This is a genomic window from Indiicoccus explosivorum (assembly GCF_002167005.1).
In the GTDB taxonomy this organism is placed as follows: Bacteria; Bacillota; Bacilli; order Bacillales_A; family Planococcaceae; genus Indiicoccus; species Indiicoccus explosivorum.
This window is the reverse complement of sequence record NZ_NHTN01000064.1, coordinates 1-10,462: the sequence shown is the minus strand read 5'-3', so window position 1 is coordinate 10,462 and position 10,462 is coordinate 1. Positions and strand designations below refer to the sequence as shown.

12 protein-coding genes and 1 riboswitch are annotated in these 10,462 nt (G+C 54.2%); of the genes, 3 read left to right on the top strand and 9 right to left on the bottom strand.

All coding sequences use genetic code 11. From position 1 onward, the window contains the following. Positions 1-31: 31 nt before the first annotated feature. The gene (locus CCE92_RS14685; RefSeq protein WP_088009266.1) at positions 32-370 is read right to left on the bottom strand and encodes a hypothetical protein; all 339 of its coding nucleotides are present in this window, start codon (positions 368-370) and stop codon (positions 32-34) included. Positions 371-495: 125 nt separating this feature from the next. Here CCE92_RS14685 and CCE92_RS14680 point away from each other — a divergent pair, with 125 nt between their 5' ends. Both CCE92_RS14680 and CCE92_RS14675 read left to right on the top strand, forming a co-directional pair. Beyond that, positions 496-957 (top strand): flavodoxin domain-containing protein, encoded by a 462-nt coding sequence (locus CCE92_RS14680; RefSeq protein WP_088009264.1) that lies wholly within the window; start codon positions 496-498, stop codon positions 955-957. A gap of 121 nt (positions 958-1,078) precedes the next feature. Next, positions 1,079-2,227: an acyl-CoA dehydrogenase family protein gene (locus CCE92_RS14675; protein WP_088009262.1), complete on the top strand. Its 1,149-nt coding sequence runs from the start codon at positions 1,079-1,081 to the stop codon at positions 2,225-2,227. Positions 2,228-2,265: 38 nt separating this feature from the next. Here the strand turns inward: CCE92_RS14675 and CCE92_RS14670 are convergent, their stop codons facing one another. The 4 genes from CCE92_RS14670 to dsdA all read right to left on the bottom strand — a co-directional run bounded on the left by CCE92_RS14670 (position 2,266) and on the right by dsdA (position 5,981). Further along, positions 2,266-3,579 carry a nucleobase:cation symporter-2 family protein gene (locus CCE92_RS14670; protein ID WP_144391041.1) on the bottom strand — a complete coding sequence of 438 codons (1,314 nt, stop codon included), beginning with the start codon at positions 3,577-3,579 and terminating at the stop codon, positions 2,266-2,268. Then, positions 3,576-4,163, bottom strand: coding sequence for a xanthine phosphoribosyltransferase (locus CCE92_RS14665; RefSeq protein WP_088009261.1), 588 nt, complete (start codon positions 4,161-4,163; stop codon positions 3,576-3,578). Before CCE92_RS14665 ends, CCE92_RS14670 begins: the two co-directional genes overlap by 4 nt. 130 nt (positions 4,164-4,293) lie before the next feature. Then, positions 4,294-4,395, bottom strand: a riboswitch (purine riboswitch). A 40-nt stretch (positions 4,396-4,435) separates the two neighbouring features. Then, positions 4,436-4,651 (bottom strand): hypothetical protein, encoded by a 216-nt coding sequence (locus tag CCE92_RS14660; RefSeq protein ID WP_088009259.1) that lies wholly within the window; start codon positions 4,649-4,651, stop codon positions 4,436-4,438. Between the two features lie 13 nt (positions 4,652-4,664). Further along, entirely contained in the window at positions 4,665-5,981 is a 1,317-nt protein-coding gene (gene dsdA / locus CCE92_RS14655) for a D-serine ammonia-lyase (RefSeq protein ID WP_144391040.1), read from the bottom strand. A gap of 540 nt (positions 5,982-6,521) precedes the next feature. Here dsdA and CCE92_RS14650 point away from each other — a divergent pair. Then, positions 6,522-7,556: a threonine aldolase family protein gene (locus CCE92_RS14650; RefSeq protein WP_088009255.1), complete on the top strand. Its 1,035-nt coding sequence runs from the start codon at positions 6,522-6,524 to the stop codon at positions 7,554-7,556. 40 nt (positions 7,557-7,596) lie between these two features. Here the strand turns inward: CCE92_RS14650 and CCE92_RS14645 are convergent, their stop codons facing one another. From CCE92_RS14645 to CCE92_RS14630, 4 genes are all read right to left on the bottom strand, one after another. After that, positions 7,597-8,181 carry a TetR/AcrR family transcriptional regulator gene (locus CCE92_RS14645; protein WP_088009254.1) on the bottom strand — a complete coding sequence of 195 codons (585 nt, stop codon included), beginning with the start codon at positions 8,179-8,181 and terminating at the stop codon, positions 7,597-7,599. Between the two features lie 33 nt (positions 8,182-8,214). After that, the gene (locus tag CCE92_RS14640) at positions 8,215-9,423 is read right to left on the bottom strand and encodes an acyl-CoA dehydrogenase family protein (RefSeq protein ID WP_088009253.1); all 1,209 of its coding nucleotides are present in this window, start codon (positions 9,421-9,423) and stop codon (positions 8,215-8,217) included. A 181-nt stretch (positions 9,424-9,604) separates the two neighbouring features. Then, positions 9,605-10,183 carry a protein-L-isoaspartate(D-aspartate) O-methyltransferase gene (locus CCE92_RS14635; RefSeq protein ID WP_088009251.1) on the bottom strand — a complete coding sequence of 193 codons (579 nt, stop codon included), beginning with the start codon at positions 10,181-10,183 and terminating at the stop codon, positions 9,605-9,607. 29 nt (positions 10,184-10,212) lie between these two features. Continuing rightward, positions 10,213-10,462 (bottom strand): GNAT family N-acetyltransferase (locus tag CCE92_RS14630; RefSeq protein ID WP_144391039.1); only part of this gene is annotated, 250 nt, incomplete at its 5' end.

The window sequence follows — 10,462 nt, the reverse complement described above, 5'->3', positions numbered from 1 at the left end:
GCAGCTGCTTCAGCGGTTTTTCTCGTCAACGTCAAGGCAGTTTATGGATTTTCCGCATGACCCGGTAATAACTTTCATCCAGCAGCTTTTTCATGCTATACGCGGTATAGAGCGACAGCAGGAGCTGCAGGCTCAGCAGTATGCCATACAGCAAGACCGGAACCGGTCCCCCCTGTGCCTCTTCTCCAGTGATGAATATGGTGAACACGGCGGCCAGAAACACGACTTGGATGCCGAAGATCACCCGGCTGCGGAGCAGGACGGCAAACGCGAGTGTCAGGATCGCCAAAATGAGAAGCCAGTAATGCCCATGAACAAAAAGCGATGCAGGGTCGGCAGTGACACGGGCTACTGCCAGAAAGTAAAACATGGACCTTCAACCCTTTCCGTAATGTTTCCTCCAGTATGTGTCAGCCCCCCGCTTCCTGCCTTGACCTCCATCAAGCATTTCGGTCCCTCACAGAGTTATAATAGAATAAAAAGGAGGGCGGCGTGATGGTGACTGTCTGCCTTATTTACACGACGATGACCGGAAACACGGAAGAAATCGCCGACATCCTGGCAGGGGAACTGACAGAACGCGGCGCCACCGTCGTGAAAAAGAACATGTCCATGGATCCGATCAGCGCTGGCGAGCTGGCGCACGCGGATGGAATTGCGTTCGGCACCTATACGTACAGCGACGGCGAACTGCCGTTTGAGACGGAAGAAACAGCTGAAGACCTGGAAAGGATGGATCTGGCGGGAAAGCCTGTTGCGCTGTTCGGTTCAGGAGATACAATGTATGAGCATTTCTGCGGAGCGGTCGACGAAATGACGGTCCGTTTCCAGCGGATGGGCGTCCATTTAGTGGAGCCGGTGCTGAAAGTGGAGCTCGACCCCGACCCTGCAGATATAGATCCGTGCATCCGGCTGGCGGAGAACCTGCTGGCAGCCATCCGGATGCCCATCACTTGAAACCGGCGGACCGCATCGGGTCCGCCGGTTTTTTCCTGTCCACATGCGCACCGCTCTCATTCTTCTCTGGCATGTGCTACGCTTAAATCAGCAGCATGTGCCAGAAAGGAGTGCCGTTAAATTGGATTCATTCATCAAAACAGAGGCCCAAGCCCGGCTGATCAGCCGGATTGAAGCGCTGCGGCCCCGATTTTTGGAGAGGGAACACGAATTGGGGGAGCCCGGTTCTTTTCCGTTCCGGAATATCGAAGATTTGAAGAAAATCAATTACCATACATTAACCCTGCCCGAAGAATTCGGCGGACAAGGCAAAGGGCTCTATGACTTCATTTTAGCGCAGGAAGCGATTTCACGCGCATCCGGGGAAACCGGCCTGTCGATCGGCTGGCATAACGGCCTCGTGCTGGAGTATGCCGAAAACCGGCATTGGGACCGGGAGACCGCCCGCTGGCTGCTGAAAAAAGTCTCAGACGGCGCACTCATCAACAGTGCGGCGACCGAACGGAACGCCGGGAGCCCGACGCGCGGCGCGAAACCACGCACCACCGCTGTCCGCGACGGAAATGAATTAGTCGTGACCGGTGAAAAAACGTACACCTCCATGGCGCCTGTGCTCGATTATATTCTTGTCACCGCGACAACCGAAAACGGAGAAGTGGAAATGGTGGTCATTCCGAAGGACGCGGAAGGTGTATCGATCGAAGAGACGTGGGACAGCCTGTCAATGCGGGGGACGGCGAGCCACACGCTTGTGCTGGACCGTGTCCGCATCCCCGCTTCCCATACCCTGAAAGAAGCAGGAGCGGCCGCACCGTTCCGGGGATGGCTTCTGCATATCCCGGCCTGCTACATCGGCATTGCGGCAGCGGCGAGTGACTATGCGGCCCGATTCGCCGCTTCGTACGTCCCCGCCTCCCTCGGCAAGCCGATCGCGGAGACGCCGAACATCCGCCAGACGATGGGCGAGATGGAGTTAGAACTCGCCACTGCCCGCCACTTGCTGTATGGGACCGTTGAACGCTGCGAGCAGGCAGCGGATAAAACTCTGATGGGAGAAGCGCTTGACGTCACGAAAATCGCCGTGACGAACGCCGCGATCCGGGTCGTCGATCATGCGATGAACATCGTCGGCTCCCGCGCGCTGTCCGCCTCCAATCCGATGCACCGGCACTACTTGAATGTGCGCGCCGGCCGCTACAACCCGCCGATGGAAGACATGGTGAAAGCGAAACTTGCGGCGGAGGCAATTAAACGAACGGAAAAAAATTAAAGCCTCTGGAGGAAAATTTTTCCCTCCAGAGGCTTTTTTCATTGATTTTGACTCACCACAGAACCTGCAGGTACGGCTTTTTTCACTTCCCGCTTCGGCATCATATTGAACACGATGTTCAGGGCAATCGCTGTCGCACTTCCCGCCACGATGCCGTTGCTTGTCAGGATCTGCACACCGGACGGCAGCGCAGTGAACAACTCCGGCACGACCGTCACACCAAGCCCGATGCCGACGGAACAGGCGATGATCATCGCATTATCCTGGGATTCACCGATGACCGGGCTGAGCATCTTGATGCCTTGAGCGATCACCATTCCGAACATGGCGATCATCGCACCGCCGAGCACAGGCGTCGGGATGATGGTGGTCAGTGCGGCGATTTTCGGCACCAGCCCGAGGGCGACGAGCAGGATGCCGGCGATCAGGATGATTTTTCGCGACCGGACACCGGACATCTGAATCAGCCCCACATTCTGTGAGAACGTCGTATATGGAAATGCGTTGAAAATCCCGCCGAGCATCACTGCGATCCCTTCCGCCCGGTAGCCTTTCGACAGTTCTTTTTTCGACAGCTCCTTTTTGGTGATGTCGCCGAGAGCGAAATAAACCCCGGTTGATTCCACAAGCGAAACCATGGCCACAAGGCACATCGTCAGAACGGCAGACCACTCGAATGTCGGAAGGCCGAAGTAGAAAGGCTGGACCACGTGGAACAGATCCGCTTCCGCCACCGGCGCGAAACTGACTTTCCCCATGGCAGCCGCTGCAAGCGTGCCGGCCGTCAGACCAAGCAGAATGGAAATCGCCCGGATGAACCCAGTCGAGAATTTATAAATCAGGATAATGAACAGCAGCGTCCCGAACGCAAGGGCAAGGTTCGGCAGCGAACCGAAATCCGATGCGCCCTGGCCACCGCCCATATTGTTGATGGCGACCGGAATCAGCGTAATACCGATAATAGTCACGACCGAACCCGTTACGACCGGCGGGAAAAACCGGACGAGCTGCCCGAAAAATGTGCTGATTACGATGACGAAAAGGCCTGAGACGATGATGGCTCCGTATATCGCGGAAATGCCATACTGGCCGCCGATGGCGATCATCGGACCGACTGCTGTAAACGTGCAGCCAAGCACGACCGGCAGGCCGATGCCGAAATACCGGTTGTTCATGATTTGAAGAATCGTCGCGATGCCGCACATGAAAATGTCGATGGAGACGAGATAGGTCAGCTGCTCACCTGTCAGTCCGAGAGCACCGCCGACGATGAGCGGCACGAGAATTGCTCCCGCATACATAGCGAGCACATGCTGAATGCCTAATGTGACGGATTGAATCTGATTTTTCATTGAACAAACTCCCCTTTCCGGAATTGGACCGTGCCGCCTGCAAGAGATGATACGACCGCGAGCGATTCCACGCGGAGGCCGAGCTTCCGGACACGCTTCCCTCCGTCCTGGAACCCTTTTTCAATGACGATTCCTGCGCCGGCAACCGCTGCGCCGCTCTGTTCCGCAAGATGGAGGAGTCCCAGGAGCGCCTGGCCTTCCGCCAGGAAATCATCGATCAGCAGCACTGTATCAGACGGCTTCAGAAAGTCTTTTGACACCGCAATTTCGTTCCGTTCGTTTTTTGTAAATGAGGCGACTTCCGCTGTGAACAGGCTGCCGTTCAGCGTCAGCGATTTTCGCTTTCGGGCGAAAACGACGGGTACGCCGAGATAAAGTCCCGTCATGACAGCCGGCGCAATGCCCGAAGATTCGATCGTCAGTATTTTTGTGATGTCCTCCTCCTGAAAACGCCGCGCGAATTCCCGGCCGATCGCCTGCATCAGTTCCGGGTCCAGCTGATGGTTCAAAAACGAATCCACTTTCAGGACCGATTCCGAAAGCGCAATCCCCTCCGCCAAAATTTTGTCTTCCAACTCTTTCATTTTTCTCCCCTTTCTCCCGGACCACAGAAAAAAGCCCGGGGTCTGCAGCCGTCCATCAAATGAGCGGTGCGATGACCTCCGGGCTTCACGTCCGAAGAGAAACACAAAAAGCCGCGCTGCATTAGCGCTACTCCTGTGCGTCGCTGCCCATAGTCAGTCCGTTTACGGCGGACCGGTAGAAACTTGCAGGCCATATCCCTGCGATTATATGAGGCGGTGCAATTTAGTTGACTCTTAGTATAGCAGGCTGAATCCATTTGGCAAGCGCTGTATCATTTTTTGTTTTTGCGGAAATACTCGGAAATTTGAATGACCCGAACATCCCGGGTGTGCAACTCGTGGTAAATACCCCGGCTATCGTGGAATGTCACGTATTGATCACGCTCGTGCCGGACGAGCGCTTCAGCGTCTTCCGGCGAATCCGCGAAAATGAAACGGCGGATATAATGGTTTTCGTCAAAGAAATACGTAATTTTGAATTCCCGCACAAGATTCAGCTCCTTATTTATCCAGCAGTCTTTTTCCGTGCGCGTAAAACGCCTCCCTGTCTTCCGTCGGAACGAGCGAGCCGCCCGTCGCCCAGGCGATATGGGTGGCATGCTCCATGTCCAATCCGAGCTCCTCCGCATAGCCTGACGCCTTCACTTTCAAAGGGCCTGGCAGTCCCGCAGTTGCGGAAGGCTCTACGAAAACCCCTTCCGTTTCCTCCAAGAGGGCCAGCAGCCTGTACAGCTCGTCATCTTCTATCGTCCAAATGCCGCTGATCAATTCCCGGCAGATCGGTGACGCAAGAGCGGATGGCCTTCCGACCGCCAGTCCGTCTGCTTCTGTCCGGTTGTCGATCCCGAAATCCTGGACGCTCACTTCGTTCATCTTCCCTGTCAGCAGTCCGGTGAGCATCGCAGGCGAATGGGTCGGCTCCACAAAAAAGCAATGGACGGCATCTCCATACAGCTGCTTCAGTCCGAAAGTGATGCCGCCAGGCGAACCGCCGACCCCGCACGGTAAATAAACGAATAAAGGCCGATCCTTGCTGACGTCGATTCCCTGTTCCTCGAGCTGGCGCTTCAGCCGGAAAGCGGCTGTGCTGTATCCGAGGAACAGCAGTTTCGATTTTTCATCGTCCACAAAGTACGCCTCCGGATCAGCCAGTGTCCGGTTTCGCCCGGCTGTGATTGCTTCGCTGAAGTCCCCTTCGAATTCAACCACTTCCGCTCCCCGTTCGCGGAGCAGGTCCTTTTTCCACTGTTTGGCGTCCGCTGACATGTAAACCGTCACCTTGAATCCGAGCGCTGCGCTGATTGTACCGATACTGAGTCCTAAATTTCCGGTCGATCCCACACCGATTGCCCGCTTGCCGAAAAACGCCTTAAACTCCTCGCCCGCAAATTTTTCATAGCTGTCGCCTCTTTTCAGCAGGCCGGCTTCCTTCGCCAGCTGTTCGGCATGATGGAGGACTTCAAAAACGCCTCCGCGCGCCTTTATCGATCCCGCAACAGGCAGCTCGCTATCGCATTTCAGAAAATAATCACCTTCGAATTCTCCGCCTGCCCGGAATTCCAGCGCTTTTTTCATTTTTGAAATTTCCCGGATCGGGGACTCCACGATGCCCGCTGCCTTTGCAGTTTCCGGAAATGCTTTCTCGAAGAATGGCGCAAACCGCTGCCAAAGCGCTTCCGCTTCCTCCATTTCCTCCGCTGTTACAGCAAACGGCCCGGCTTCCGCGAACGGTTTTCGCTCCGGATTGATCCACACCACTTCTTTCAGGTTTTTAACGTCTTCCAGCAGCGGGTTCTGCTTCAAATCTGTCCGTTCCACACAATCCCTCTCCTTTACGCTTGCAATAGATCGATCTCTATGCTATAGTATTTATTTATCGGGTAACAAACGAACGTTGAAATTCTGGCATTCTGCTAGCTGATTTTGTAGATACTTATTCACACTGGCGCGGCTAAAGGGCCGCAAGGACGCAAAAGTAGGAAGGGTTTGCGTTGCTTAAGTTAGAAAACAACCAGTGGAACACTGACCGCGGCACGGGAAGTCTACGCTTTCCTTGAAAATTCCATCCTCTTTGAGGATGAACGATCATATTTCAAGACATTTGTTATCTGACACTGCAAAGGGGTGTTTTCTCTCTGAGAAAACATCCCTTTTCCAATTCCGCCGCTGCCTTCCGCAGCCAGCCCCTACTCTCCTCCCTTCCTTTCTGTCCGTCTACAGCCATTCTACCATTCTCAGATCTAAATATAAGACATTTCTGATTTCAGCTGCCGGGACCTCTGTTCTTTTCTGCAAGTTCTTTACGGAATGCGCAAGCCGGCGTTTTTTAGCTTACAATGGCAGATAGGAGGGATCGATATGGCAAAAAAGATGTTTGCAAGCGACAATAATTCCGGAATCCATCCAGCGGTGCTGCTGGCCATCGACGAAGCGAACAGCGGACACACAGCCGCCTATGGGGATGACGCCTGGACAGCCCAAGCGGAACAGACATTCAAAGCACAATTCGGGCCGGACAGCTCCGTACTGTTCGTCTTCAACGGGACTGGAGCCAATGTCATTGCCCTGAAGGCGGCGATGCGCTCTTATCATGCAGTCATCTGTACAGAAGGCGCGCACATCCACATGGACGAAGGCGGCGCAGCGGAAGGGCATATCGGGGGGAAACTCCTGACCTCGCCTTCGATTGACGGCAAGCTGACCGTAGATGATATCGGACAGCACCTGTCCCATATCGGCAATCAACAGCGCAGCCAGCCGAAAGCGGTATCCATTTCCCAGTGCACGGAACTGGGCACGGTCTATTCACTCGACGAAATACGAGCGATCACATCATTTGCGCATACGCATGGTCTCTACGTGCATATGGACGGTGCCCGCATCAGCAATGCCGCTGCTTCACTCGGCTGCACGCTGAAGGAAATGACAGCGGATGCCGGTGTGGATATCCTGTCGTTCGGCGGCACGAAAAACGGACTGATGATCGGTGAAGCGGTGGTCTGTTTCAATGAGGAATTGCAGCATGACCTGAAATACATACGGAAACAGAGCATGCAGCTCGGTTCGAAAATGCGCTTCATCGCCGCCCAATTCAACCGGCTGCTGACAGACGGACTTTGGCTTCAGAATGCCCGTCAGGCGAACCGGATGGCCGCGCTGCTCGCGGAAGGCCTCAGGCACATTCCCGAAATCCGGTTTGTGCAGCCAGTCGAGTCGAACGCCCTCTTTATTTCCCTCCCGCCGGAATCGCTGGCAAGACTCCGTCAGCAGTATGATTTCGCAGTTTGGAACCAAGAGGAGCACACCATCCGCCTCGTGACTTCTTTTGATACAGACGAAGCGGATGTCGAACGTTTCCTGGAAACGGCAAAAAACGCCTGTTCAAACCGGTAAGAAAAGCCGCTGTCCCGTCAGCCGGGCGGCGGCTCCTTAATCAGACGAGCATCTTCACCAAGTACTCGGCATAAATCGTCTGAATCTCTTTTTTGTCGTATTCTCCTGCTGCGGAATACCAGACTTGCGTCCAATTGACCGCTCCCATGATCATCATGCGGGCCATCTTTTTCTGTTTCAGATTGAATTCACCGTTCCGGATCCCTTCTTCAATGAATTGGTCGAAAAAGCCCGTATACCGATCCCGCTTCTCGATGATCCGGCCGATATGCTCTTCAGAAAAAATCTGTTCCGGTTCGATGATGAGATTGAAAATTTCTTTCTCTTCGATTGCGATGGCGACATGCGCTTTAATCGCCTTTTTAATCTTATCCTCCGCCGAAATGTCCTCACGCTGGATTTTCTCCATTTTACTGATCGCTTTCGACAAAATCAGGTCGTGGCAGTAGAATAAAAGCTCTTGCTTGTTCTTGAAATAGTAATATAGCGATCCTTTCGTCATCAGGAGTTCCGCCGCAATATCCTCCATCGTGGCGTGCTGATACCCCTGCCGGGCGATGACGAGGCTGGCCGAACGGAGGATATCTTCCCGTTTCTTCGCTGCCTTCTTTTCTCTCAGACTCATATTCACACCTCACCTGTTCCGCATGCCGGCACACTACCGCAGCTGCTCTTTAAGTTCCAGACGGCCGATATCGCGCAAATGGACCTGATCCGGACCGTCGACGATCCGCAGTGTCCGGGCATTCGCCCAATGGGCCGCAAGCGGGAAGTCCTCTGAAACCCCGGCTCCGCCGAATACTTGGATCGCCCTGTCGATCACATTCAGTGAAACTCTGGGAGCCGCAATCTTGATCATCGCGATTTCTTTGCGTGCCGCCTTCGCTCCTTCCGTATCGATTTTATGGGCGGCATGGAGCGTCAGCAGCCGGGCCTGCTCAATCTCGATCCGGCTTTCTGCAATCGCCTCCCGAATGACTCCCTTATCGGAAAGCGGGGATCCGAACGCTTCCCGCTGTGCCGCACGCTTGCTCATCAAGTCAAGCGCCCGCTCTGCCGCGCCGATCGCCCGCATGCAATGATGGATGCGGCCGGGTCCGAGCCGGCCTTGTGCGATTTCAAATCCCCTTCCTTCTCCGAGGAGGATGTTCGAAACTGGAACCCGCACATTGTTGTAATGCACTTCCGCATGGCCGTGCGGAGCATGATCATAGCCGAAGACCGGCAAGTGGCGTTTCACTTCAACGCCCGGTGTATCGAATGGCACAAGAACCATTGACTGCTGGCTGTATGTCGGCGCTTCCGGATCGGTCTTCCCCATGACGATCGCGATTTCACACCGCGGGTCCATCGCTCCGGATGTCCACCATTTTTTTGCATTGATTATGTATTCGTCCCCATCGCGGATGATGCTGCTTTCAATATTCGTGGCATCCGATGAAGCGACGTCCGGCTCCGTCATTGAAAAGCAGGATCTGATTTCACCGGCCAGAAGCGGCTCGAGCCATCGTGCTTTCTGCTCCTCTGTCCCGTACTTCACCAGCACTTCCATGTTCCCTGTATCGGGGGCATTGCAGTTGAAGATTTCCGGCGCAATGAGGGAACGTCCCATGATCTCACAAAGGTGCGCGTAGTCGTAATTCGACAGACCGGCTCCATATTCCGCATCATCCAGAAACAAATTCCACAGCCCTTCCGATCTCGCCTTGAATTTCAATTCTTTCAGCAGCGGCGGAATGGTCCAGCGGCTTTCGGCGTCATTCAATTGTTCCTCGATTTTCTGTTCATTGGGGTAAATATGGCTTTCCATGAATTGAATCAGCTGTCCGCGCAATTCTTCCGCTTTCGGTGACAGTTCCTTGAGCACCTGCAATCCCCCCGATTTAAATTCTTGAAAATTTGAACTTCTTTATAAAAAAGTATATATATTCTTTTTTTGAATTACAAGTCAATCTTCAATTCCTTCAAACAGTTAAATAAAATCTGGCAGCGCCCCTATTCAGCCGTTCCGGCAATCAAAAAACCGGCAGTTCCCCTGCCGGTCGCTGTCACTCATATTCACCCCGCAGCCGCACAAAGCGCACAGGGTCAAATGCCTTCTGTGAGACTTTTCCCGATCTGTCTTTCTCGATCAGAAGCAATTCCTGCATGAATTGTCCGCCGACCGGGATCAGCATCCTGCCGTCCGTGCTAAGCTGACTGGTCAGTTCCGGCGGTACATCCGAAGCGGCGGCAGTCACCATGATCCGGTCATATGGTGCGTGTTCTGACCAGCCACGCGTGCCGTCACCCATCCGGAAATGGACATTCCGGTATCCCGCTTCCGTCAGCCGCTCCCTGGCGCGCTCGTGGAGCTGGGCAATGCGTTCTACGGTGTACACTTCTTTTGAAAAAGCCGCCAGCAGCGCCGTCTGGAACCCGGACCCTGTTCCGATCTCCAGCACTTTCGATTCCGGCTGAAGATCCAGCAGCTGGGTCATTTTCAACACGAGCGAAGGCTGTGAGATGGTCTGGCCGTGACCAATCGGAATGGCTTCATCGAAATTCGCCAGCTCCTTGTCACTATCCATAAAGTAACTCCTGTCCAAGTCGCGGAAATAAGCAGCGATTTCCTGATTTCGGCTCATCCTGTTCCCCTTCCTTTCTCCGTTGCGGATTATTCATTCCGTGCCGGCCATTCATCTTCCAGCAGACTCATTTCCCATACGCTCCAGTACTCTCCCTGAATAAGCAGGGTGTCTCTTAACAGCCCTTCTTTCGTAAATCCGATTTTCTCGTACAAGCCGATGGCCGGTTCATTGAAATCGAATACACCGAGACTGACACGATGGAGCTTCAACTCTTCGAAAGCGATCTTCAGCACTTCCCGGATCATCTGCCCGCCAATCCCTTTCCCCCGGACGCCG